The 24,480-nt window shown below is 73.0% G+C and carries 19 protein-coding genes; 8 read left to right on the top strand and 11 right to left on the bottom strand.

Features of this window, described 5'->3' with window-relative positions; genetic code table 11:
* Positions 1-105: 105 nt before the first annotated feature.
* The gene (locus FXF50_RS12480; RefSeq protein WP_148427390.1) at positions 106-1,281 is read right to left on the bottom strand and encodes an MFS transporter; all 1,176 of its coding nucleotides are present in this window, start codon (positions 1,279-1,281) and stop codon (positions 106-108) included.
* Positions 1,282-1,435: 154 nt separating this feature from the next.
* Between FXF50_RS12480 and FXF50_RS12475 the strand changes: the two genes are divergently transcribed.
* A complete protein-coding gene (locus FXF50_RS12475; protein WP_148427388.1) occupies positions 1,436-2,218 on the top strand; it encodes an IclR family transcriptional regulator in 783 nt (260 codons plus the stop codon).
* Positions 2,219-2,233: 15 nt separating this feature from the next.
* On the opposite strand, the gene sigJ is transcribed toward FXF50_RS12475, so the two are convergent.
* Complete coding sequence (sigJ, locus tag FXF50_RS12470; RefSeq protein ID WP_148427386.1) at positions 2,234-3,148, bottom strand: RNA polymerase sigma factor SigJ; 915 nt, start codon at positions 3,146-3,148, stop codon at positions 2,234-2,236.
* A gap of 142 nt (positions 3,149-3,290) precedes the next feature.
* On the opposite strand from sigJ, the gene wrbA reads away from it, so the two are divergent.
* From wrbA to FXF50_RS12455, 3 genes are all read left to right on the top strand, one after another.
* On the top strand, positions 3,291-3,899 hold the full coding sequence (gene wrbA / locus FXF50_RS12465) for an NAD(P)H:quinone oxidoreductase (protein ID WP_148427384.1): 609 nt from the start codon (positions 3,291-3,293) through the stop codon (positions 3,897-3,899).
* A 364-nt stretch (positions 3,900-4,263) separates the two neighbouring features.
* Positions 4,264-4,779, top strand: a complete 516-nt coding sequence (locus FXF50_RS12460; protein WP_187399663.1) for a sigma-70 family RNA polymerase sigma factor — start codon at positions 4,264-4,266, stop codon at positions 4,777-4,779.
* On the top strand, positions 4,776-5,492 hold the full coding sequence (locus FXF50_RS12455; RefSeq protein ID WP_148427380.1) for an anti-sigma factor: 717 nt from the start codon (positions 4,776-4,778) through the stop codon (positions 5,490-5,492). Before FXF50_RS12460 ends, FXF50_RS12455 begins: the two co-directional genes overlap by 4 nt.
* A 7-nt stretch (positions 5,493-5,499) precedes the next feature.
* Here FXF50_RS12455 and rarD read toward each other — a convergent pair whose 3' ends face one another.
* The 4 genes from rarD to eccE all read right to left on the bottom strand — a co-directional run bounded on the left by rarD (position 5,500) and on the right by eccE (position 9,245).
* On the bottom strand, positions 5,500-6,423 hold the full coding sequence (rarD, locus tag FXF50_RS12450) for an EamA family transporter RarD (protein ID WP_148427377.1): 924 nt from the start codon (positions 6,421-6,423) through the stop codon (positions 5,500-5,502).
* On the bottom strand, positions 6,420-6,908 hold the full coding sequence (locus FXF50_RS12445; RefSeq protein WP_148427376.1) for a GNAT family N-acetyltransferase: 489 nt from the start codon (positions 6,906-6,908) through the stop codon (positions 6,420-6,422). The genes rarD and FXF50_RS12445 overlap by 4 nt, the downstream gene beginning before the upstream one ends.
* 94 nt (positions 6,909-7,002) lie before the next feature.
* The gene (locus tag FXF50_RS12440) at positions 7,003-7,389 is read right to left on the bottom strand and encodes a phage holin family protein (RefSeq protein WP_107079578.1); all 387 of its coding nucleotides are present in this window, start codon (positions 7,387-7,389) and stop codon (positions 7,003-7,005) included.
* A 47-nt stretch (positions 7,390-7,436) separates the two neighbouring features.
* Complete coding sequence (gene eccE / locus FXF50_RS12435; protein ID WP_148427374.1) at positions 7,437-9,245, bottom strand: type VII secretion protein EccE; 1,809 nt, start codon at positions 9,243-9,245, stop codon at positions 7,437-7,439.
* A gap of 237 nt (positions 9,246-9,482) precedes the next feature.
* On the opposite strand from eccE, the gene FXF50_RS12430 reads away from it, so the two are divergent.
* Together FXF50_RS12430 and FXF50_RS12425 are read left to right on the top strand one after the other, a co-directional pair.
* The gene (locus FXF50_RS12430; protein ID WP_148427373.1) at positions 9,483-9,800 is read left to right on the top strand and encodes a WXG100 family type VII secretion target; all 318 of its coding nucleotides are present in this window, start codon (positions 9,483-9,485) and stop codon (positions 9,798-9,800) included.
* Between the two features lie 20 nt (positions 9,801-9,820).
* A complete protein-coding gene (locus FXF50_RS12425) occupies positions 9,821-10,114 on the top strand; it encodes a WXG100 family type VII secretion target (RefSeq protein ID WP_091315243.1) in 294 nt (97 codons plus the stop codon).
* Between the two features lie 144 nt (positions 10,115-10,258).
* Here FXF50_RS12425 and mycP read toward each other — a convergent pair whose 3' ends face one another.
* Positions 10,259-11,461, bottom strand: coding sequence for a type VII secretion-associated serine protease mycosin (gene mycP, locus FXF50_RS12420; protein WP_148427371.1), 1,203 nt, complete (start codon positions 11,459-11,461; stop codon positions 10,259-10,261).
* A 152-nt stretch (positions 11,462-11,613) separates the two neighbouring features.
* On the opposite strand from mycP, the gene FXF50_RS12415 reads away from it, so the two are divergent.
* Together FXF50_RS12415 and FXF50_RS12410 are read left to right on the top strand one after the other, a co-directional pair.
* Positions 11,614-14,631 (top strand): SseB family protein, encoded by a 3,018-nt coding sequence (locus FXF50_RS12415; RefSeq protein ID WP_148427369.1) that lies wholly within the window; start codon positions 11,614-11,616, stop codon positions 14,629-14,631.
* Complete coding sequence (locus FXF50_RS12410; protein WP_148427367.1) at positions 14,628-14,993, top strand: hypothetical protein; 366 nt, start codon at positions 14,628-14,630, stop codon at positions 14,991-14,993. Before FXF50_RS12415 ends, FXF50_RS12410 begins: the two co-directional genes overlap by 4 nt.
* A 1-nt stretch (position 14,994) precedes the next feature.
* On the opposite strand, the gene FXF50_RS12405 is transcribed toward FXF50_RS12410, so the two are convergent.
* The 4 genes from FXF50_RS12405 to FXF50_RS12390 all read right to left on the bottom strand — a co-directional run bounded on the left by FXF50_RS12405 (position 14,995) and on the right by FXF50_RS12390 (position 24,299).
* Complete coding sequence (locus FXF50_RS12405) at positions 14,995-15,927, bottom strand: alpha/beta fold hydrolase (RefSeq protein WP_148427363.1); 933 nt, start codon at positions 15,925-15,927, stop codon at positions 14,995-14,997.
* 157 nt (positions 15,928-16,084) lie between these two features.
* The gene (locus FXF50_RS12400; RefSeq protein WP_148427787.1) at positions 16,085-18,517 is read right to left on the bottom strand and encodes an immune inhibitor A domain-containing protein; all 2,433 of its coding nucleotides are present in this window, start codon (positions 18,515-18,517) and stop codon (positions 16,085-16,087) included.
* 286 nt (positions 18,518-18,803) lie between these two features.
* Positions 18,804-21,131 (bottom strand): immune inhibitor A domain-containing protein, encoded by a 2,328-nt coding sequence (locus FXF50_RS12395; RefSeq protein ID WP_148427362.1) that lies wholly within the window; start codon positions 21,129-21,131, stop codon positions 18,804-18,806.
* Between the two features lie 375 nt (positions 21,132-21,506).
* Positions 21,507-24,299 carry an immune inhibitor A domain-containing protein gene (locus FXF50_RS12390; protein ID WP_148427361.1) on the bottom strand — a complete coding sequence of 931 codons (2,793 nt, stop codon included), beginning with the start codon at positions 24,297-24,299 and terminating at the stop codon, positions 21,507-21,509.
* Positions 24,300-24,480: the final 181 nt, after the last annotated feature.

Here is a 24,480-nt window from a genome sequence, read left to right as displayed (position 1 = left end):
GCCCTCCGGCTCGCCGGCCGGGCGGTTGATCACGAGGTTGGCGGCGATGTCGATCTCCTGGACTGCCGCCAACCTCATGATCGACGCGCTGAGGGGGTGGGCGGGTCAGGGGCGGGACAGGAGGCGGCTGCCGATGAGCATGCACAGGGCGGCCAGGAGCATGGCGGCCGCCGCGGTGCCCCACATCGCCGGGTAGCCGGCCAGGTCGGCGATCGCGCCGAGGCCGAGCGGGCCGACGCAGCCGCCCGCGTACACCCCGGTCTGGGTGATCGAGGTGGCGGCGGCCGGGGCCTGCGGGTGGAGCCGGACCACCGCGAAGTTCATCAGCCCGGGCCAGGCCCAGCCGAGGCCGAAGCCGAGCACCACGCCGGCCACCAGCGGCACCGGGCCGGACACCGCGAGCAGGGCCAGCCCCACCGCACCCACCACCAGCATCCCGGCGATCAGCGCGACGTGGCCGGTCTCCCGGCGGTCGGCCAGCCAGCCGGCACCCACCCGGGCCGCCACGCAGACCGCGCTGCCCAGGGTGAGGGTGAGGCCGGCCAGCGCCGGGGACAACCCCCGGCCGGCCGCCGAGTCGACCACGAAGGTGCCCAGCGCGTTCGCCGCGGCGGCCGCCAGGGTCGCCGCCACGCCGACCACCACGAGCGCCGTCGTGGCCCGGCCCGCCCGGCCGGCGGCACGCCGGACCCGGTCCCGCTCGGCCGGGGGTACGGCGGGCAGCGCGGCCAGCGCCGCGAGGGCGGCCACCACGAACGCCCAGCGCCAGCCGGCGGTCAGCGCGACGGTCGGCACCGCCGCTCCGGCCAGCAGGGTGGAGACCGGGATGGCGGCCTGCTTCAGCCCGAAGGAGAGCCCCTGCCGGTGGGCGGGCACGTGCCGGGCCAGCGCCGCGTTGCTGGCGAGCTGGCCGAGGGCGTTGGCGGCGGCGCTGAGCGCGAGCAGGACCACGAGCACCGGGTACGACCGGGCCAGCCCCGCCACGGCCAGCAGCGAGCCGGCGGAGAGGAGGATGCCGCCGCGGGCCACCACGGCCGACCCGTACCGCTCGACCAGGGCGCCGGAGGGGACCGAGGCGAGGGCGCTGACGCCGAAGTAGACCGAGACGGCCAGGCCGAGCCGGGCGGGGGTGAAGCCGAGGTCGTCGCCCATCTGGACGGCGAGCCCGCCGACCAGGAAGACGGGCAGGACGCAGGCGATCGTGGTGGCGATCGCGCCCGCGTTGATCCGGACGGTACGCCGGGGCGCGGGCGGAGCGGGATGCGACAAGGTTTCGGTCATGGCCCGCCCAACCTACGCCGACCACGTTTCGGCAGCTGATCGTGTCTGTCGGTGCACGGTCCGTGCCCGGTGATCTGGCATCCTCGATCCGAACAGGCATTTCGCACTCGGGCTGTTTTTCATATGGTGTAAGTCCCCGGCGGCGGAGGTGGTTGTGCGTGACCCCTTGGCGGAACCTTCGGACCTGATCCGAAGTGTCTCCCGCGCGCTACGAGTGCTCGAGTCGGTCGGCCGTGCGCCGAAAGGGCTCACCGTCAAGCAGATCGCCCGCCGCTGCGAGCTGACCGTCGCCACCACCTACCACCTGGTGCGCACGCTGGCCTACGAGGGCTACGTGATCCGCCGGGAGGACGGCACGTACATCGTCGGGCTGGAGGTCGCCGACCGGTACCGCGAGCTGGTCACCGCGTTCCGCGGGCCGCCGCCGGTCGGTGAGGCGTTGCGGCGGGCCGCGGCGGACACCGGCTGGAGCCACTACCTGGGCCGCTTCGTGGGCGGCCAGGTGGCGGTCACGGCGGTCGCCGAGGGGCCGCGCTCGCCCTACCTCGAGGACCTGGTGCCGGGCTTCGACGAGGGGGCGCACGCCACCGCGCTCGGCAAGAGCCTGCTGGCCACCCTCACCGCCGAGCAGCGCTTCCGCTACCTGCGGGAATACGGCATGCGCCCGTTCACCGGCGCCACCCTCACCACCGTCGAGGCGTTCGAGGCCGACCTGGCCGCCGGCGACCGGCGCGGCATGCAGTTGGAGCTGGGGCAGTTCCGGCAGGGGGTGGCGTGCGCGGCGGTGCTGGTCACCCCCGACAAGGACATCGAGCGCCGGGTGGTGCTGGCCTGCGCGCTGCCGGCCAGCGAGATGATGACCTCCGCCCGGGTGGTCCGGGCCAAGCTGCTCACCGTGGCCCGCGCGGTCGCCGACGGCATCGCCGCCGACGCCTGAGACCCCCGGTGGCGGTCAGCCCGCCGTCCAGGCGTGGAGCTTCCCGGGGTTGAGCACCGCCCAGATGTGCGCGATCCGGTCGCCGGTGACCGCGAACGCCATCACCGACACGGTGACGCCGTCCCGTTGGGCCACGAGACCCGGCTGGCCGTTGACCGTGCGCTCCACGAGCGTCATGCCGGGCGCCGCGGCGGGCCGGTCGGCGAAGAAGCGCGCGACCTGCTCGGCGCCCTCGACCGGGTGGAGCGCGGCGGTGACGAGTCCGCCGCCGTCGCCGGTCGCCGTGGCGTCGGGGGCCAGCAGGCCGATGAGGGCGTCGATGTCCCTGGCCTCCCAGGCCAGCTTGAAGGCACGGACGACGCCGGCGCGCCGGGCCGCCGGGATCGGGTCCGGACGCGCGGCGCGCACCCGCCGGCGGGCCGAGGTGGCCAGCTGGCGGCAGGCCGCCGGGGTGCGTCCGACGATCTCGGCCACTTCGGGGAAGGGGTAGCGGAAGACGTCGTGCAGGACGAACGCGACGCGCTCGGCCGGCGTCATCGCGTCGAGCACGACGAGGAAGGCCATGTTGACCGACTCGTCGAGGGTGACCCGGTCGGCCGGATCGACCGTGCCGGCGCCCGGTCGCCCGCCGGTCCACTCGGTACGGTCGGGCAGCGGCTCCGGGATCCACTCGCCCACGTAGCGCTCGCGCCTGGCCCGTGCCGAGCCGAGCAGGTCGAGGCAGATCCGGCTGGCGACGGTCGTCAGCCAGGCGCCGGGGGAGTCGACGGCCTCCCGCTGCGCCGGGGACATGGCGTACCAGCGGGCGCAGGTCTCCTGGACGACGTCCTCCGCATCGGCCAGGGAGCCGAGCAGCCGGTACGCGAGGTTCGTGAGTCGACGGCGCTCGCTCAGGATCACGCTCAGGGCCGGGTCGGACGGGTGGGTCATGGTGTCAGCGGCTCCCTCGGACGTGCTGTCTCACCCCTTCCGACGAACCGTGGCACCCGACTGTGAGGTCGGCACGCCGACCTCACATCTTGCCGGGCCGTTCCGTCGTACCGGGCAGAGCCGCACCGGAAGGAAGTCGACCATGGAACCCGTGCACGTCGCGATCATCTACTACAGCGCCACCGGCACCATCCACACCCTGGCCCTGGCCGCCGCCGAGGGCGCCGAGAAGGCCGGCGCCACCGTGAGACTGCGCAAGGTCGCCGAGACGGCGCCACCGGAGGCGGTCGGCGCCAGGCCGGAGTGGGAGCGACACCTCCACGACACCGCCGGCGTCGCCGAGGCCGGCCACGCCGACCTGGAGTGGGCCGACGCGGTGCTGTTCGGCACACCCACCCGCTACGGCAACCCGGCCAGCCAGCTCCGGGCGTTCATCGACACCACCGGACCGCTGTGGTTCCAGGGCAAGCTCGCGGACAAGGTGTACTCGGCCTTCACCGCCTCCAACACGGCCCACGGGGGGCAGGAGTCCACGCTCCTGGCACTCGGCAACACCTTCTACCACTGGGGCGGCATCATCGTTCCGCCCGGCTACACCGATCCCGTCCAGTTCCGGTCGGGCAACCCCTACGGCACCTCGCACGTGGTCGGGGACGGCCCGCCCGGTGAGGTGGCCCTTGAGGCGGCCCGCCACCAGGCCCGGCGCGTCGTCGACACCGCCGCCCTCCTCAAGGCCGGCCGCGCTGCCTGACAGGGGTACGCGAAGGGCCCCTCGGCACCGGCCACGGCGCCGCCGAAGCCGAGCACGAGGGCGCCGGCGGCGCCGGCCCGCACCACGCCACGCCGGGAGACCTCGGCGCCCAGCAACGGGAGCAGCCGAGGACGGTCGCTCATGGGGTGGAGCCTCCTGATCGGACGTCGGTGGCGCGGCCGGATCACCGGGTCGCGCGTACCGGCCGGACGCTGCCAAGGCGCGGTGAGCGGGCACCGGCGGGCACGTGAACCGGACGTGAACACCTACCGTGTGACCTGCGGCTGAACCGATCGGCGTCACGGCACGTATCAAGGTGCGGACGCATCGCCGGTCTCCCCGCCGCCGGAAGCGAGGTACCGCCATCAGTGACCACGACGCCCAACTGCTGCGCGCGCTGCACGACGAGCATGCCGACGCGCTCTTCGCGCACGCCCTCCGGCTGGTCAACGGCGACCGCACGCGCGCCGAGGACCTGGTGCAGGAGACCCTGCTCCGGGCCTGGCGGCATCCCGAGTCGCTGGACCCGCGGCGCGGCTCGGTCCGCGCCTGGCTCTTCACCACCGCGCGGAACCTGGCCATCGACGCCTGGCGCCGGCGGTCCACCCGCGTCGGCGAGGTCTACACCGACGAGCTGCCCGAACCCGCCGAGACGGTCGACGAGACGGAGCGCGCGGTGGAGGCGTGGACCGTGGCCGAAGCGCTGAACCGGCTCAGCCCGACCCACCGGGAGGTGCTGGTCGAGTGCTTCTATCAGGGGCGGTCGGTGGCGGAGGCGGCCGCAAGGCTCGGGGTGCCGCCGGGCACGGTGAAGTCGCGCACGCACTACGCGCTGCGCTCACTACGGTTGGCGCTGGCCGAGATGGGGGTGACCGGATGACCCGCTGCGAGTTCGCGCACGACGACGGCGCGTACGTGCTGGGCGCCCTCGCTCCCGCGGACCGGGCGGCCTACGAGCGGCACCTGGCCGGCTGCGCGTCCTGCCGGGAGGCGGTCGCCGAGATCGCCGTGCTGCCCGGCCTGCTGGGCCGGCTGGACCCGGCCGGGCTGGAGCAGTTCCTGCCGTCCGCCGCCGAGACCTCCCGGGTGCCCGCGTTGCTCGACGCCGCGCGGGAGCGCCGGCGCCGCGAGCGGTCCCGGTCCCGGCGACGGTACGCGCTGACCGCGCTCGCCGCGGCCGCGCTCGCCGTGCTGGCCGGCGTCGGGGTGTCCCTGGTCCGCCCGCCGGCCGCTCCGCCGCCCACGGCCACCGCGACGGCGAGCGCCACCGCGCCGGTGCCCATGACGGCCATGCGGCCGGTCGACGGACCGGTGCCGCTGCACGCCGAGGTCGCCCTGACCGACAAGCGGTGGGGCACCGAGGTCACCATGCGCTGCGGGTACGACCAGCGCGCCGGCCACCGCGAGGCGTACACCTTCCGGCTGGTGGCGCACGGCCCGGACGGCGCGACGGAGCAGGTCGGCACCTGGCTGGCCGCGCCCGGCGACAACGTCCGGGTGGTCGGCGCCACCCACTTCACCCACGGTGAGCTGGTCCGCCTCGAACTGGTCCGCGCCGACGGCACCCCGGTGCTCGCCTACGACGCCCGCTGAGGTGCGGTCAGCGGGCCCCGGCGGGCACCGGGGCGGCGGCCCGCGCCTCGGCGCGGGTCCGGCGGGTGTGCCGGACGGCGTCGACGGTGAACACCACGAGGGCGACCCAGACCAGGGCGAACCCGGCCAGCCGGGCCGGCGGCATGGGCTCGTGGAAGACCAGCACGCCGCAGCCGAGCTGGAGGATCGGCGCGAGGTACTGCAACATGCCCAGCCCGGTGAGCGGCAGCCGGTTGGCCGCCCCGGCGAAGAGCAGCAGCGGGATCGCGGTGGCCGCGCCGGCGAGCACCAGCAGCACGGTGTGGCTGGCTGAGCCGTGCCCGAACGTGGCCTCGCCCTGCCGGCCGAGCCAGCCGAGGTAGGCCAGGGCGGGCAGGGCCAGCACCGCCGACTCGACGAAGAGCCCCTCCGCGGCGGGTAGGCCGAGCCGCTTCTTGACCAGCCCGTACCCGGCGAAGCTGAAGGCCAGGGTGAGGGCCAGCCAGGGCAGCCGGCCGTAGTCGACGGTCAGCACCGCCACTGCGAGGCCACCCACGCCGAGCGCCGCCCACTGCGCCGGGCGCAGCCGCTCGCGCAGCACGAAGACCCCGATCAGCACCACGACCAGCGGGTTGATGAAGTAGCCGAGGGCGGTCTCCACCACCCGGTCGGAGTTCACCCCGTAGATGTAGGTGCCCCAGTTGACCGCGATGAGCGCGGCGGCGGCCGCGATGGCGGCCAGCGCCCGGGGCCGCCGGGCCAGCGCCCGCAGGAAGCCGATGTTGCGCATGGCGGCCAGCAGCAGCGCCACGAAGACCACCGACCAGACGATCCGGTGCGCGAGGATCTCCACCGGCCCGGCCGGTCGGAGCAGCTTCAGGTAGATCGGGAAGAAACCCCAGAGCAGGTACGCGCCGAAGCCGTAGAGGTAGCCGAGACGGGTCTGGTTCACGCCTCCACCGTAAGTGGTGAACCGGCGCTTTGCTCCTTTCCGGTGAGCTGGGTCACCCGCTGGTCGTACTCCATCCAGCGGCCGGGCTCGACCGGCGTGAAGCCGACCTTCGCGTAGACCCCGTGCGCGTCGTTCGTGGCCAGCACGATCCGGCGTACGCCCGACTCGGCCAGGTGGTCGCGGGCCGCGCCGGCCAGCCAGGTGCCCAGCCCCCGGCCCCGCTCGGCCCGGTCGACGTAGACGTCGCAGAGCCAGGCGAAGGTCGCCCGGTCGGTGACCACCCGGGCCACCGCCACCTGCCGCCCGTCACCCGGCCGGTAGACGCCGAAGCCGATCGACCCGGCGAAGGCCCGCCCCACCGTGTCCCGGTCCCGTCCGAGCGCCCAGTAGGCGTCGGTGGAGAGCCAGTGGTGCACCCGGTCCAGGTCGAGCCGGTCCGGATCGGTGCTGAGCAGGTAGCCGTCAGGGCGGGTCAGGGTGAACACCCCTCGACCCTAGTTGCGGCCCGACCCGGCCTCGCCAGCCAATTCCCGCCCACTGGCCTCGGCCGGCGGGCGGGAACCGACGGGTGGTGCGTGCTCAGTCGCGGTCGAGGACGGCGCCGAGGATCCAGGTGACGATGCCGACGAAGAGCGCGCCCAGCACCGCGGCCGGCCAGAAGCCGTCCACGTGGAACGGCAGCCCGGCCTCACCGGCGATCCAGCTGGTGAGCAGGAAGAGCAGACCGTTGACCACCAGCGCGATCAGGCCGAGGGTCAACAGGTAGAAGCCGCAGCCGACGGTCTTGATGATCGGCTGGAGCACCGCGTTGACCACGCCAAAGATCACCGCGACGAGAACCAGCGTGGTCACCGTCTCGGTGGCCGAATCCGAGTCCAGCGTGATGCCCGGGATGAGCAGCGTGGCCAACCAGAAGGCCACCGCCGTCGAGGCCAGCCGGATCAGAAGACCCTTCAGAAAATCCATGGCGGGATCGTGCCACGCCGCGTCGACTCGCGGAACCCGTCACCGGCTCAGTGGCGGGCCGGGCGACCGACCAGTTGCGACTCGATGGGCGTCGGCGAGAGCAGCGCCCAGCGCAACGCCCGCCGGTTCACCACCGCCACCATGTCGTCCCGGATCCGGGTCAGCCACTCCGCCGAGCCGCCCAGGCCGAGCGCCGCGCCGGCCAGCGCCGCCTCGCCGGGGTCGAGCGGTTGCAGGATCGCCAGGTCCGCGCGGGCCAGCGCGGCCGTGTCGGCCGGGGTCAGCTCGTCGCGGACCACCAGCACGGACTGCCAGGCCGCCGCCGGCCCCACCTCCGGCGGCACCGGGCCGGCGTCGACCACCAGCAGCACCGGGTGCAGCGGCGAGCCGGGCGCGCCGCCGACCGGCCGCCCCGGCGGGACCAGCGGCACGGCCGCGCCCGGTGCGCCGACCCCTCGGACGAACGGCTCCCAGACCCGGGGCCGGGTCGTCTGCACCGCCACCCGGGCGCCGAGCGCCAGCGCCCGCAGGGCCAGCAGCTGGGCCGCTCGTGCCCCGCCGACCAGCAGCAGCCGGGTGGTCGTGGGGCGGAACAGGCGTACGGTCACGGCGCCCCCGTGCCGGTTGGCGCCCACCATCAACCCGGACTCGCCCAGCGTCAGCTCCAGGGCGGCCAGCTCGGGCCCGACCGGGGAGACGACCCGGGCCACCGCCAGCGGCAGGGTGGCCGCCAGCCCGGTCAGCTGCTCGCCGTCCAGCCGGCGCAGCTGCGCGCCGAGATCCCCGGCGAGCCGGCGCAGCGCCCGCTCCGCCACCGCCAGCTCGGCGGTGGTGCGGGCGGCCAGGCGTACGGTCAGCTCGGCCGGCGTGGACGCGGCGTCCGCGCCGGCGCGCGGGCCCACGCAGAGCGAGACGGTGGTGGCGGTGGCCGGCAGCGCCAGCAGCCGGGGCACCAGCCGCCGCGCCGCGTCGGTGCGCGGATCCGGCCAGCGGCGCAGCCGCCAGGTGGTCTGCGGCAGCCCGCCCACGGTCACCGCCGGCCAGCTCTCCCGCACCGGCGCCCCGGCGTCGTAATGGGCCAGCTCGGCCACCACGCGCAGCGCCGCCGGACCGCCGAGCGGGCGACCGGAGAGCGGGCCGAGCCGGCGCACGATCCGCCGGACCGTGCCGGACAGCGCCCGGCGCAGCTCCTCGTCCGACCAGCCGTCGGCCCGGAGCACCCGGACGGCCAGCACCGCCCGGGCCCGCCCGGCCAGCCGCCCGTCGGTGAGCTGGCGGTACGACGTGCCGGCCGCGCCCGCCCCGGTGGCGGGCGCCGGCGCGGGCGACGCGGAGCACAGCAGCTGAATCCGGACCGGTGGGCTCTCCGGCCCGGGCGCGGGCAGCAGGCCGAGCGGCGACGGCAGCTCCCGCGGCCCCTCGCCGAGCAGGTCGTCCGGGTCGCCGATCTCCAGCAGCGCGGTCATCCCGGCGGCGTCCTCCAGAACCGCCGCCGGGCCGCCGGCCAGCTCCGTTGCGCGCACCACCGCCCCGGGGTGGACCAGCTCCAGCAGCACCGCCGGCCCGGAGGCCGCCGGCAGGCCGCGCCGCCGGGTCAGGTACGCCGCGCCGACGGCGACCCACTCGAAGAGCCAGCGGCCCCGGAACCGGACCCAGGCGGCGGGCAGCAGGACCGCCGCCAGCAGCAGGGCCGCCGCGGTCACCGGGACGCCCCGGCCCACGGCCGCGACCAGCACCGCCACCGCGACCTGCGCGGCCACCACCTGTCCGGCGCGAACGGCCGGAGCCGGCCGTCGTGTCCACCGTGGCGGCGGGGCGGGTGCGGGAGCCGGCCGGTCGGTCGTGGTCGCGGTCACCGCACCTCCTCCGCCTGTTCGCCGGGTGACGCCGCCGTGGCTCATCGTAGAGCTTCATTGTCCACAGGGGAGCCCGAGGGGGTAGCAGAACCGGAGTCGGACGGCTACCGTCAGCGACGAGTTCCGTCGAGCGTGCCGGCCGTCCCCTTCCCCCCTTCTCCGGCGGCGCGCTCCGGCGAGTCCACGGTGGTCGCTCCCGCGACCAGCCACGACCGAAGAGACGAGGTGACGTCCGGGGTGTCCCAGACCCAGGCAGAAGCCGCGGTGATGCAGCAGACCGCCGCGAAGTTCGAGCAGGTCGACCAGTCGCTGCAGACCATGCTCAGCGGCCTGATGGCCGAGCTGGAGGTGTTGCAGCAGGCCTGGCGGGGCGCCGGTGGGCGCTCCTTCGCGCAGGTCAAGCAGCAGTGGGCGCAGGATCAGGCGGCTCTGCAGCGGGCGCTGCGGGAGACCGCGACCGCGATCCGCACCGCCGGCCGGCAGTACGACGTGTCCGACACCGAGGCCGCCAGCCGGGTGGCGGGCACCAACCGCGGCATCCAGCTGCCGCTCTGACGCACGGGAAGGACCGATCGATGGACCACGGTGTGCTGGTCGTCAACTTCGCCGCCCTGCAACAGGCCGGCGCGGACATCCAGAGGGCGCTGACCACCCTCGAAAGTCAGCTCGGGCAGCTCGAACGCGACGCCGCCCCGCTGGTGACGAGCTGGTCCGGCGAGGCGCGCGAGGCGTACGAGCAGCGGCAGGCCCGCTGGCGGGCCGCCTCGCAGGACCTCCAGGCCATGCTGCGCGACATCAAGCTGGCCGTGGAGGACTCCGCGGCCGACTACCTCGACACCGAGAAGCGGAACGTCAACCTGTTCCAGTGACCGCCGGCGGGCGGCACGGGCACTCCCGCCCGTGCCGTCCGCCGCTGCGTCAACTCCGGCCGGGTGGCGCCAGTTCCGGCTGGGCTGCGTCCGTTTCGGCCGGGCTGCGTCCGTTCGGGCCGGGTGGCGTCCGTTCCGGCCCGGTCAGGCCGGGCCGGCCGGGTGCCAGCGGCGGCGGGCCCCGCGGGGCAGCACCACGGCCAGCAGCACCACCACGAGGGCGGCGGCCCCGGTCGCGCCCGCCACCAGCAGCGCCCGGTCCCGGGCCGTCGTCCTGCGTGCCTGCCGGGCCAGCTCCGCGGCGTCCGGCCGGTCGACCGGGAGCGCCGCCCCGGTTTCCCGGCCAGCGACCGCCCCACCGGTCGACTCGGTCACCGCGCGGTACGGGTTCAGCACCCCCGCGCCGTAACCGTCCGCCCGTCCCGGGGCCGGGTCGGTGCTCGCCACGATCCGCCGGGCGACCTGGGTCGCGTCCAGTTCGGAGCGGTACTGCCGCACCAGCGCCGCGGTGCCGGCCACGAAGGGCGCCGCGTAGCTCGTCCCCTCCGCCCGGTGGTGACCCTGCCGGGGCGCCGCCATGAGCACGTCGCCGCCCGGAGCGACCAGGTCGACGTACGGGCCGGTCTGGCTGAAGGCGGCGCGGGTGCCGTCCGCCCCGATCGCGCCCACCCCGAGCACCCCGTCGTACGCGGCCGGGTACGGGCGGGGGTCGCCGCTGTCGTGCAGGTTGCCGGCGGCGGCCACCACCACGACGTCCCGCCGGACCGCGTAGGCGATCGCGGCGCGCACAGCGGGGTCGTCCGCGTACAGCACGACGGAGAGGTTCACCACGTCGGCGTCGTGGTCCACCGCCCAGCGGATGGACCGGGCGAAGTCGGCCGCGCCGACCGTACGCCCCGACTCCCGCCCGTCGACCACCTGCTGCTCGCTGACGCGTACCGGCAGGATGCGCGCGTCCGGCGCGAGCCCGCGGAAGGCCACACCCGGCCGGGGCGCGGCTGCGATGATGCTCGCCACGCCGGTGCCGTGCCCCGCGCAGTCCCGGGTGCCGTCGCCGCCCGGGTCGAGGAAGTCGACCCCGTCGAGCACCCGGCCGGCGAGCTGCGGGTGGGACCGGTCCACCCCGGAGTCGACCACCGCGACCACCACCCCGGCACCGGTGGCGAGAGGTGCGAGCCGGTCCGGCGCGTACCGCTGCTGGGGCCAGGGCTGCTCCGCGACGGGGCGGGCCGGCGCGGGCGGCGCGGCGCAGGCCGACGGCGCGGCCGCCGCCGGGGCGGCCGGAAACCCGGCGACCAGGAGGGTCACCAGAACGGCCAGGGCCGGGCGCGCGGTGGGCCGGGACATCGACGGCCTCCGTATCGTGTCGACTCCGGAACGGGATGTTAGCGCCTCGCCGACGACCCGGCCGACCGCCGATGGCCAGGCATTGTGATCTTGTTACCACCTTGTAGGTTGTAGGCGATGCCTGTGGCCTGTGCGCGGAAGGAGAGGTGGCCGTGACCGGATGGGAGCCGGCCACCGAGGCCGAGGTGGCGATGCGGGATGCGCTCCGCGCACAGGACCAGCAGCTCTACTTCCGCATCCTGACCCGCGTCGATCTGCTGCTGCCGGTCGCCGCGGAGAAGCCCGCCGGGCGGGGCCCGGTGGGCTGGGGCACCTGGACCACCGGTGGCCGCACGCACGTGCTGGCCTTCACCTCCGCCGCCGCGCTGCACGCCTGCCTGGGCGAGAACGCCGGCGCCACCCGCCGGGTCCCGTACGCCGACCTGGCCGCGGACTGGCCCAACCACGAGTGGTGGCTGGCGGTCAATCCGGGGCTGCCCGTCGAGGGCTACCTGCCGGCCTGGTTCGTCGCCCAGCTCGCCCGGGGCGACGTCCGGCTGCCGGGCCGGACCATGGGCGCCCGCGCCCGCCTGGAGCGGGTGGAGAGCGCCGCCCGGGCCGCCCGGGGTGGCCCGTCCGCGCCCGGCCGGGACGTCCCCCCGCCGCCCGTTTCCCCGGCGGCCGGAGGGCGGGTCCCGCCGGCCCGGAGTGGACCCGAGCCGGCCGGCGAGCCGTCGACCGTCCCGATCCCGACCGTTCCCGCCCCGAGCACCCGGCCCGCCGTCCCCGGCGCGGCCGACGCGGCCGCCCCGTCACCGTCCCGCCACCCCGACCCGGCGAACGGCCGTCCGGCCCGCCCGCTCGGCCGCCGCACGTTGGACGACGCACGGCCCACCGGCCCCGCCGGCAGCGATCCGGGCGCGGACAATCTCGACGGCTGGCTCACCGACCTGCGCCGACGTCCCGACGAGCCGGATCCGTTCGCCGACGCCGGCCGCTCCGGCCCCACCAACGGCCGGTCGGTCGAACCCGCGCCGCCGCCCGCCCGGTCCTTCTTCGAGCCCACCTCCGGCCGTTCGCCCCGGCGGACCTCGCCGCTGGACGCCCCGCGCCGCGGCGGGGACCGGGCGACGCCGCCCTCCCGGTTCGCCGGCGGCGGCCAGCCGTTCCCGCGCCGGCGGCCGCTGAACGAGCCGGTTCCGGAGGACCCGACGCAGGCGTTCCGGGTGGACCCCGCCGAACCGACCCCGGCGAGCGGGGCGGAACCGCAGCGGTCGTTCCGCCCCGCCGCCCCGGCCGCGGAGACCACCCAGGCGCTGCCCCGGCGGCGCCCCGGCACGGGCGATGACCCCGAACCGGAGGAGCAGACCCAGCCGATCCCCGGTCCGGCCGACGTCGCCGAGGCCGAGGAGCTTCCGCCGTCGATCGCCGAGCCGGTGTCCGGCCCGCCCGCGTCGCGCCGGGGCTTCACCCCGATCGTCATCGAGGGCACCGTCATCGAGTCCCGCGAGCTGACCGAGCCGGCGCCGCGCCCCGCCGCCGTTCCGCCGCCCGAGCCGTACGCGGTGCCCACGGTGCCCGCCGCCGCCTCCGCCATGGCGTCGGCCACGGCGCCGGCCGTGTCACCGAGCGACGGCGCTACGGCGGCGCCCTGGGCCGGTCCCACCGACCCCACGATGCCGCTGCTGGTCGACCCACCGCCGTCGCCGACCCTCGATCGTGCCGCCGCCGGGTCGTCCGATTTCCGGGCCGCTCCCGCCGCGGAGATGCCGGTCGACCCGCCGGCCGAGCCGACCGTGCCGCTGTCCGGCCGGGCCGCGCCGCACGGGTCGGACCCGGGTCCTTCGTCGCTGTTCACCCCTGCCGGCTCCGGGGACGAGCCGACGGCGCCGCTGCCCGAGCCGCCCGCGCCGCCGGACGTTCCCCTGTTCGAGCGGCCCGCGCGGGCGGACGTGCCGCCGTTCGCGCCGGCCGCCGCCACGGACGAGCCGACGACGTCGGTGTTCGCGCCGGCCGCTGCCACTGACGCGCCGACCACCTCGGTGTTCGCGCCAACCGCCGCCGCTGACGAGCCGGCCACGTCCGTGTTCGCGCCGGCCGCTGGCGCGGGCGAGCCGACGACGTCGGTGTTCCCCCCCGCAACCGCGGCCGGTCCCGTGCCGGAAAGACCGACGACCGACGGCTCCGCCGCGTCCCCGGTGGACGGTCCCCGGGAGGCCGACTTCGTGCCGGCGAACGAGGTGGAGGAGGACCTGCTGAGCGCGGCCGGCGGCGGCAGCACCGACAGCTTCCTCACCACCCTGCTGCTGGCCCGGGTGCTGCTTCCGGTCGCCGCCGACTCCGTGGCGGGCAGCCGGCCGGGCGACCCCGGCTTCGTCTGGTGCACCGAGCAGATCGACGGCGGGACGTACGTGGTCGTCTACACCTCGCCCGAGCGGCTGGCGGACCGGACCGGCCGCCCGACCGAGACCGTACGGGTCAAGTTCGTCCAGCTCATCCGCCGCTGGCCGGACGTGAGCTGGTCGTTCGCCGTGAACCCGGGCACCCCGGTCGGGGCGACGTACCCGGGGGAGCAGGTTCTCGCGCTGGCCAACTGGGCCGCCGAGGTGGGGCTGGGTGACGACCCGGAGACCGAGCCGGAGCCGCCCGCCGCCGCACCGGCGCCGGCGGCCGAGCCCCGGCCCGCCCCGCCGGCGGTGGACCCGACCCGCCCCGTGACCATGCAGAAGGCGATCGCCCCGAGCCAGCTCGCCTACTACCTGGAGCGCGGCTACGACCGGGTCTCCGGCTTCGTGCACCGGGCCGGCGAGCTGGCCCACCTCCGCACCCCGGCCGAGCTGTACGACGCGCTCGGTCTCGGCCACCCCGGCTCGCCGTTCTCCCGTGATGCCGAGGAGATCTACGTCTTGCGCTGGCCGGCCTACCGGCCGAGCCTCTACCGGATCCCCTACGGCGGGCAGAACGAGGGCGCGATGCGGGCGATGGAGGGCTGGGTGATCGAGCGGCCCCCGTTCCGCGGCAACGGTTTCGCCCCGGGGGAGAGCAGCGACGTGGTCGCCGAGTTCAAGGTGGACAGCGCGCGGCTGCCGCACGGCGCCGAGCTGTGGCGGATCGGCGCGGATCGCAGCGAGCGGGTGGTGGCGGTGCTGGACACCGACGCGCTGCTCTGGGTCAAGGCGGACGAGGCGTGACCCGCGACGGCTACGTGGCCCGCTGGCGGGGCCGGGAGTACCAGGCCAGCCCGGACGGCGGCGACGTCCGCCTGTACCGACCGGAGCCGGGCGAGGGCTTCACCGAGGTACGCCCGGGCCGGCACGTCCGGGTGGTGCCGGCTGCCGAGATCGAGGACCTGGCGTACGTGCGGACCACCTGCACCTGGCAGGGCCAGCCGTTCATCGTGCTGGCCGAGCACGACGGGTGGCTGCGCGTCGAATACACCGGCGGCCGCTGGCCGGTGGCCCAGAAGATGGGGCTGGAGGCGTTCGACTTCGGCGTCTACCAGGGCTGGGCGCCCGCGAACGAGGTGACCGACCTGCGCGAGCAGCGGGTCTGAGTCAGGATTTCGTCCAGCGCAGGATCTCGCCGAGGACCAGGTCCCGGGCCTCCACGTGCGGGAAGTGGCCCACGCCGTCGAGCAGCCGCCACTCGTACGGGGCGGTGACGTAGCGGCCGGAGCCCTGGGCGGTGCGGGGCAGTGAGGCCCGGTCGAGCGCGCCGTGCAGCTGGAGGGTGGGGGTGGTCAGCGGCTTCTGCATCAGCCGGACGAACCGGTAGCCGTGCAGCCGCAGCACCGACCGGAACGCCCAGCGGTAGCCCTCCATGGCGCAGAACGCCGCCTGCGGGATCTGCATGGCCACCCGGCAGCACCGGGCGTACGCGTCGAAGTCGGGGCTGTTCACCCAGCGCGGCCCGCCCCACCGGCGCAGCATCGCCTCGACCTCGGCGGCGTCGTCGCGGGTCAGCACGTGCTCGTAGCGGGGGAGCTGGAACTTCAGCGTGGGCGTGGACGCGGTGAACTGGCCGCGCGGGTCGGCGAAGATGGCGGCCCGGAGCCGGAGCGGGTGCGGCGCGCCGAGCACCACGAGCCGCCGTACCAGGGTGGGGTGGAACGAGGCGGCCGTCCAGGCGATGAGCCCACCGGCGCCGCTGCCGACCAGGGTGGCCGACCGTTCGCCGAGGGCCCGGATCAGCCCGGCCACGTCGGCGGCGAGGGTGTAGCCGTCGTACCCCCGGGGTGGCTTGTCGCTCGCGCCGTAGCCGCGCAGGTCCACCGCGACGGCGCGGAAGCCGGCGTCGGCGACCGCCGGCAGCATCTCGTGCCAGGCGTACCAGTATTCGGGGAAGCCGTGCAGGAAGAGCACCATGGGGCCGGTGCCGGCCTCGACGACGTGGAAGCGGCTGCCGTTGGCGCCGACGAACCGGTGTGTCCACGGCCCCTCGGGGAGGACGCAGGACTCGTCGACGGGTCCGCCGCGCTGGTCGGTCATGGGGCACAGCCTAGGGCGGGCGCCGCGCGGGTGGCCCCGCAGGTCGCGAGGATCAGGGGATTCTCCGGGACGGCACCGGACAGGCCGCGGCCGGAAAGGGCGATGCCCGGGCAGGTGACCTGCCCGGGCATCGCGGGGTGTAGCGGTGATCAGCGGTTCAGGAGAAGCGGACCTTCATCGAGGTGCCGTCCTGCTGGAGAACCTTGATCTTGACACCGGCGGCCGGGAGCTTGACGCCGTGGTTCGGCAGCTCCGGGTACCAGTACTGCTTGGTGTCGTCGAACAGCGGCTGCGCGGCCTGGCCACGGATGTACTGCGGCTGGCTGTTGATGTGCAGCGTGAACGAGTCCGCCTTCTTCAGGCCGAACGGCGCGTCGTAGACCTGGACGCGGGCCCGCCAGGGGGCGCCGGTCAGGTTGTAGATCGGCCGCGGGTGCGCGTCGATGATCAGGTTACGACCCTCGCCCGGGTGGGCGAACGTGTCGTTGTCCGCGTACCGGAGGTTCCAGTACGAGATCAGCAGACCCTCCTGGTACGCGTAGTGGTCCACGTAGTCCGGGCGGGTGTTCGCGTAGCCGAAGAAGTACGGGCCGGTCTTCAGGTACTTGTCGTACGAGACGTACGACCGGTTGCCGGCGATGTAGTAGTTGTCGAAGAGCCGGGTGTAGCTCTCCCCGGTGATGCTCCAGCCGTCGAGCGCCCAGTCCCCGGCACCGGCCTCGGCGCCGTCGCTGAGCACGGTCTGGCCGTCGGCGGTCACGGTGATGGCGTCACCGAAGAATCCGCCGGAGGAGACCCCACCGTCGGTGAGGTAGTGGAAGCGGAACTGCGCGACCTTGCCGGCCAGCGCGTCCATCGGGATGTTGATGTCCACCCACTTGCCGGCGCTGCTGCCGGTGAGGCCCGGCGTCGGGTCGGTGTTGGACACCGGCGGGATCGGCTTGCCGTTGACCGTGCCGTTCAGCGCGTTCCACGTCTTGCCGCCGTCCGTCGACGCCTCGAAGAAGAGGTAGTCGTAGCCGGTCTCGATGTTGAAGCGCCCCTTCATGGACAGCGCCGCCGAGGTCTTCCCGGTGAAGTCCAACGTCCTGGTCATGGTGTTGTTCAGGTCGTCGTCGTTACCCGAGAAGTACTGCTTCGTGCCCTCGAACGGAGCGCCGTACTGGAAGGTGTACTCCCGCTGCGGCAGCACCACGACCGCGGCCTGCGCCTTCTTGGAGTTGTACTCCTGCGGGCCCAGGTTCAGGTCCCGCTTCTGCCCGGCCTTGACCACCTCGTAGTCGAGCCAGCCGAGCTGGAGCTTGTTCCAGGCGCCGAGGTCGCCGCCGCGCTCGCCGATGCCCGCGTCGTTCTTGCCGCTGAGCCGGCTCTGGGCCATCAGGGTCCAGTGCTCGTTGTTGTTGTCCCCACCACTGATGACGTTGTAGTCGTCCGGCAGACCGAGGTCGTGGCCGTACTCGTGGTAGAAGACGCTGCGGCCACCGTTCTCCGGCTGGATCGTGTAGTCGCGGATCCAGACGCCGGTGTTGCCGATCTGCGTGCCGCCGATCGGGAAGTTCGGCGGACCGACGCGGGACGTGTTGTACGCGGCCCACCGGTGGCTCCAGATGGCGTCCTCACCCTGGTGCGGGTCACCGTCGGCTTGGTCGCCGCCGGAGTGGACGATCTGGAAGTGGTCGATGTAGCCGTCCGGCTCGTTGAAGTTGCCGTCGCCGTCGTAGTCGAACCGGTCCCACTGGTCGAACGACTGCATGTCGGCCTTGATCTGGGCGTCGGTGCGGCCCTTGGCCTTCTGGTCGGCGACCCACTGGTTGGCGGCGTCGCGGATCAGGTCCCAGGTGTTCGGGCAGACGTTGTCCGCGCAGACCGCCGGGTCGTTGGCCGGGTCGTCCGAGTCGTCCGCGATCGGGTCGTCCGAGCGGCCGTACCGGGCGGCGTTGTACTTGACCTTCACCCAGTCGGTGACCTCGCCGTCCACCGTGTAGCGGCCGGACGACTGGGCCTCGTAGTACTGCTTGAGCGACTCGTCGCCCGGCTTGGTGCCGAAGTACAGCTGCCGGAAGTAGTCGGCGCTGTAGTCGGCCTGCCAGACGGTGGAGTTGTCCACGGCCCGGTTGGGCTGCGGAATCTCGTTGTGCCGCGGACCGTCGAACCGGGTCGGACCGGCGATGTCCGGGTTCGTGTCCTTGTCCGGGTAGGCCGGGTCGCGCTCGTCGCCGAACTCGGCGAGGATCACGAAGATCTTGTCGGTCCGTTCCCGGGCCAGCTCGACGTACTGGTCCTTCTTGCCCGCCTTGTTGCTGGCGGTCCGGGCGCCGGCCGCCGCCGCCGCGCCGCCGGCGGTCTCGCCGACCTTGACGACGGTGCTGCCGTTGATCTTCTGGGCCTTGGCCCGGCCGGACAGAACCTCGCTGAGGCCCTCCTGGCGGAGTGCCCGCCGCTTGTCCTCGAGCTTGTCCGGCAGATCGTGAGGGGCCTGCGGCTCGGCCGCCGCCGGAGCGGCAGCCGGCAGCTTCGGGGTCGGCGCCGCGCTGGCGGCCGAGCCCGCCACCAGTCCCGTCGCCGTCAGCGAAAGCCCGAGCAGACCCACTGCGACTTTGCGCACGTGGTACCTCCGGTGTGAGGGAACCGGCCCTACGGGGGTACGGGCCGGTGGACGGTCCCACTTGTGGGACCACTGGTGAAGATAGACAGTCCCGTGACGCGTGGGAAGACAGGCGCGTCGATTTGTAGCAAGTTTTTGATGGGAACGCTCCTCTCCGTCACATCAGGATCGGTCGATCGGGTGGGGTGAGCTGGGACGAAATGTTTCGGGGGTACGCGAAAGGGGCCGGTGGCGTCGCCGCCACCGGCCCCTTCCGTCTGGTGCTACCCGATCAGTTGGTGATCTTGACGACCATGTCGCTGGTCGGGGTGGTGCCCTGCTGCAGGATCTCGATCTTGGTGCCGGTGCCGGCGACCTTCACCGAGTTCCACGGGTTGTTGCTGGTCCAGTACTTGTTGACCCCGCTGTCGGTGAACACCGGGTTCGGGTCGAGCTGAGGCACGGTGACCGCCACGTCGTTCTTGTGGAAGGTCTGCGCCGGCTTGGCGTACAGGCTGAACGTGGCGTCGTAGCCGTTGCGCCGGTTGGTGATGTTGCCCTGGTTGCCGACCTGGATCCTGCCCGGGCGGACGTCGACCGGGAGGTTCAAGCCGTAGCCCGGGTGGGCCGACGTGTTGTTGTCGCCGTAGGCGTAGTTCACATACCAGACCAGCATGCCCTGGTGGTTGGAGAAGTGCTCCACCCAGTTCGGGCGGCTGGCGAACCCGTAGTTGTACGGGCCGGTCCGCAGCGTGTCGTCGTAACCGAACCAGGTCCGGTTCTCGGCGATGTAGAAGCGGGGGTAGCTGTCGGTCACGGAGCCGCCCATCCGGGTCCAGCCCTTGGCGGTCCACTCCGCGGCGAGGGTCTCCGCGTCGTCGGTCCAGGCGACCGCGCCGTTCTTGGTCAGCGAGATGTTGTCCAGGAACGGACCGCCGAAGTGCACGCCGCCGTCGGTGGCGTACCGGTAGCGGAACAGCACCGACTTGCCGGCGTACGCCGACAGGTCGTAGGTCGAGTCGACCCAGGTGCCGTTGCTGGAGCCGTCGATGCCGCTGTCACCCGCGTCGACCAGGTTGTTCTTCAGGTCGGCCCAGGTGGCGCCACCGTCGGTCGACACCTCCGCGTAGAGGTAGTCGTAGTCCTCTTCGATGTCGTACTGCAGCTTGGAGGTGATCGACGCGGTGGTCGCGCCGGTCAGGTCCAGGGTGCGGGTGAGCGAGGTGTTCAGGTCGTCCGCGCTGCCGCCCCACCACTCGTACGACCCGCCGAACGGCGTGTTGTAGTTCGTGGTCTGCGTCTGGTCGGGCAGGTTGACGACGACCGCCTGGGCCTTCGGCCCGTCGCTGTCGCCGGCCGGCCCCAGGGTCACCTGGGTGCTGCCGCTGCCGTAGTCGACCGTGGTGTGGTTCAGCCAGCCCAGGAAGAGCTTCGACCACGGGTCCATGTAGCCCGGGGTCGAACCGATGTCGTCGGTGCCGTGGCCGAGCCACGAACCCGAGGACATCAGGCTCCAGAAGCCGACGCCGTTGTCGCCGCCCTGGGTGTCGTACAGGTCCGGCAGACCGAGGTCGTGACCGTACTCGTGCGCGAAGACGCCGAGGCCACCGTTCTCCGGCTCCGTGGTGTAGTCACGGATCCACAGCCCGGTGTCGCCGATCTGCACACCGCCCGCGAGGTTGCCGGCCGGACCGGCCTTGCCCTCGAGGTTGGTGAACGCCGCCCAGCGGTGCGACCAGATGGCGTCCTCGCCCTGGGCGCCGCCGCCGGCCTCCTCGCCCTCACCGGCGTGCACCGCCTGGAAGTGGTCGATGTAGCCGTCGGGCTCGTTGAAGTTGCCGTCGCCGTCGAAGTCGTACCGGTCCCAGACGTCGAACTGCTTGAGGTAGTCCTTGATCTCCTGGGCCGACTTCCCGGCCGCGACCTGGGTCTGGTACCAGGACGTGGCGCTGTCCCGGACGAAGTTCCAGTAGCCCTCGGCCTCGGAGATGTTGTCGTTCGGGTTGTTCGGGTCGTCGTTGTGACCGTAACGGGCCTCGTTGTAAGGCACCGTGATCCAGTCGCTGACGTCGCCCTTGACCGTGTAACGACCACCGGACTGCTTCAGGTAGAAGTCCCGGAACGACTCGCCCTCACCGTAGAACATGTCCATGTAGTGCTCGCGGTGGAAGTCGGAGCGCCACAGGGTGCTGTTGTCGTCGGTGGAGTTGCCGTCCCAGTTGCGGTCCGGCTCCGGGATCTGGTTGACCACCGGTCCGGCGGAGCCGCCGGCGCGCGGGTCGGTCTTGGTGCCGAAGTTGACCAGCATCGTGAAGATGGGGTCTTCCTTCGGCGCCTGCTGGTACTCGACGAACAGGTCGTCCTTGACCTGGATGACCTTCGAGCCGTTGCGCGTCTGAAGCTTGGCCTTGCCCTGAAGCAGGTTCGAGATCGCCTGCTTCTTGAGCTCCCGCTGCTGATCCGCCTTGGGATCGGGCAGGTTGTCCTTGCCGTGCTTCGCCTTGTCGGCGCCGGGGGTGGGCTCCGCCGCCGGGGCGGCGGACGCCGGCGCCGTGACGACACCGGCTGCCAGCAGCGCGGCCGCGGCCGAGGCCAGGCCCGCTGTGACTCGTCTCCTCAAAGGTCCTCCTCCTTTGTGGATCTGTTACATGACAGAGACAGCCAGAACCATCAGTGTCATGTCATGCGTCACTCACAATGACAGGTGTTTGCATCGTTGTCATCGGTCAATCACCTGATGAGTAGGCCTTGATTCCGGGGCAAATCCGGGCGAAAGCATTCAGCGCTGCGACGCCGATTCACATTACGTTTTGGCCACGATCACGTTGAGTAACGGTGATTATGAGGTCCCCAAAGGGGAGCGCAGGAGGCCGCGAAAATGTCACACGGTTGCGGAGAAAAATTGCCGGCGCGTAAGACGGACGGGGCCCGTCCGGAGCAGTGTGCTCCAGACGGGCCCCGTCGTGTGGTCCGACGCGCCCCTCGGCGTGTCAGGTCACGGGGTTGCCGGGGTCACGTACACCGTGGCGTACGAGTTGTTCGCGGCCGCCCGCTTGATGGTGATCGTGACGCCGTACGCGACGCCCGCGTCACCGGGGTTGCCGGTGCCGAGCACGATCGCCCCGCCGCCCAGGGTGGCCCCGTAGTACGCCGTGGCCGGCGTGCCGTCGGGGTTGGTCACCCGGGTGGTGTACTTCGCGTTGCCCCGCGACGGGATGACGACCGACGCGTCGTTGTCCCGGGCGTACGCGGAGCCGTTGCGGATCTCGATGCCCGGGTACCAGCCCTTGGCGTCGCTGAACGCCCGCACCGGACCCTGGGCCGCGAAGTTGGTGCAGTACTCGCTGTACGGCTCGCCGGCCGCCTCCAGGCACTCCTTGAAGGGGTACGTGGAGCCCAGCGAGAAGGCCGCGTTGGACGACTGCGGACGGCTGGGCAGGTTGTCCAGCGTCGACGGGTCCTTGACGGCCGCCTCGCCCTGCCGGCGCAGCGGGTCGTTGTGCGAGTCGACGATCAGCAGCCCGCCCTTGGCCCCGTAGCTGGGCAGCGCGGTCATCTGCGCGGTGACGTGGTTGACGTCGCCGAGCACGGTGTCCCGGTACCACACCAGCATGCCCGGGGCGTTGTAGGAGAGCTTGTCGACCTTCCACGCCTCGTGCGAGTAGACCGTGTCGTACGCGTACTTCAGGCCCTTGTCGAAGCCGTCGAAGTTGCGCCACTCGGCCAGGTAGTAGTGCGCCTTGACCTGGGTGCCGCCGTCGACGTGCCAGCCGGCGCCGGTGGTGTCGGTGAAGGTGCCGCCGGTCTGGGTCCAGCCGTTGGCGCCGCCCTCGACGTCGTCGCTCCAGGTGGTGGCGCCGCCGCCGGTGACCGAGAAGTCGTCGGCGAACCAGCCGCGCTCCACGAACGCCTCGTCGGTGGCGTACCGCAGCCGGACCTGGACGGTCTGGCCGGCGAACGCCGACAGGTCGACGTAGTCGTGGCGCCAGCCGCCGGTGCTGCCGGTCAGGCCGTACTTCTTGTTGCCGTAGTCGACCATCCGGCCGTTCGGGTCGGCGTACCCGTCGTTGGTGCTGACGAGCTTGCCGGTGGCGTCGTAGACCTTCTGCTCCGACCAGGTGGCGCCACCGTTGGTGGAGACCTCCAGGAAGCCGTAGTCCCAGTCCGCCTCGATGACGTAGTTGTTCCACATCCAGAACTTCGCGTCCGCGGCGTTCGGGACGGTCACCGTGCGGCTCAGCTTGACGTCCGCCCAGTCCTGGTCGGCGCCGGAGTACCACATGTTGGCCCCGCTGTGCGGCTGTGCCAGGGTGATCACCTTGTTCGGCAGGTTGATCTTGATGCCGTCCTTGGTGCCGACCGGGGTGTTGGAGGTCTGGCCCAGCTGCACGTCACGCGGGTCGTCGCCCGGGTTCAGCTGCAACGGGTCGGCCCAGCCGAGCACCCACTTGTCCCAGAGGCCCATGTGGGTGGGCAGCGCCTGGAAGATCTCGCCGCTGTGCGAACCCGAGGCCATCAGGTCCCAGAAGTCGACGTCCGAGTCGGCGTTGCCGGAGGTGTCGTAGAGGTCCGGCAGGCCGAGGTCGTGACCGAACTCGTGGGCGAACACACCGACGCCGGCGTCCTCCGGCTGCACGATGTAGTTCGCGACCTTCTTGTTGGTGCCCGGGATGGTGTAGCCGCCGGCCACCGTCGAGGAGTGCGCCCACACCGAGTAGACACCCACGTCGCCGCCACCGCGCGACTTGCCCTGGTTGGCGTGCACCAGCACCAGGTGGTCGATCACGCCGTCCGGCTCGTTGACGTTGCCGTCGCCGTCGGCGTCGCCCTGGTCCTCGATGTCGTAGTCGGCCCACGGGAAGTCCGGCCGCATCTTGGCCAGCGCGTCCACCGCGTCGGTGGCAAGCCGGCCGGCGCCCTGCGGGTTGTCCGGGTGGCCGTTCATCGACTGCTCACGACCGGCGACCCAGTTGCCGTTCTCGTCCTGGAAGCAGCGGGAGGCCGCGTACCAGCCCTCCGAGTGCGGCACGGTGATCCACGGGCTGGCCTCGCCGTCCACCGTGTACGCGCCCTTGGACATCTCCAGGTACATGTTGTGCATCGTGCGCCCGGAGATGTCGATCCCCGGCTTGCCGTCCGGCCCGGTCAGGTCCGTACGGACCCGATCGGTGATGCCCTCCTTGGTGTAGAGCATCTTGTCGTAGTGCGCCGGGGAGAAGTCCGGCACCCACATCGAGTTGTTGTCCTTGTGCGGCAGGCTCGCCGGGTTGGGGATCGTGTTGTGCTTCGGGCCGTTCTGCACGGTGCCGAGGACGCAGCTCCGGTCCTCGAAGACCGTCTTGGGCACGTACACGTTGGTGAAGTCGTCGTTCGCCTTGTCGTTGAACTCCACCAGCAGGGTGAGCAGCTTGGCGGTCTGGGTGCCCTTGGCCTGCTTGATCTGGCGGGGGCTCTGCCCCGTCTTGATCGCCTTGGCCTCCAGCTTGGCCAGTTCCCGGGCGGCCTTCGGGTTGCCGCCCGCGAACTTGCGGTCGTAGGCCCGCGCCGCGTCGACCGGGCTGGTGTAGACCCCGTCCTTGCCCTTGACCTCCTTGCCCGCCGTGTCCGGCTGGACCTCCGGCTCGGCGTAGTTGATGTAGTAGTCGTCCGCCCCGATGGTTGCCCGGGCGGGGCCGGACGTCTGGGCGGCCGCGCTGCCAGTCACGGTCAGCGACGTGGCGGCGAGGGCGATGGCGGGCAGCGCGACGAGTAGGCGTCGGCGTGACCCGGACTGCGGAAATGTGTGCATGCCACTCCGTTCGTAGGGCATGGGAGGGGGAGCCGGCCGGTCGCGCGTCGTAGCGACGCCCGTCGAACCGGTCCGATGCGGCGAACCTAACCGAAGAGGGCTCTCATCGACAGGGGGCGACATAGCCTCTGGCCGATCAGCCTGGCAGGCCTCCACCGAATTTCCGACAGGTGTCTCAACA

The organism is Micromonospora sp. AP08 (assembly GCF_008085935.1).
GTDB classification, from domain to species: domain Bacteria; phylum Actinomycetota; class Actinomycetes; order Mycobacteriales; family Micromonosporaceae; genus Micromonospora; species Micromonospora chersina.
Note: the sequence above shows the minus strand (reverse complement) of the source record. Positions and strands in the feature narration are given on the sequence as shown.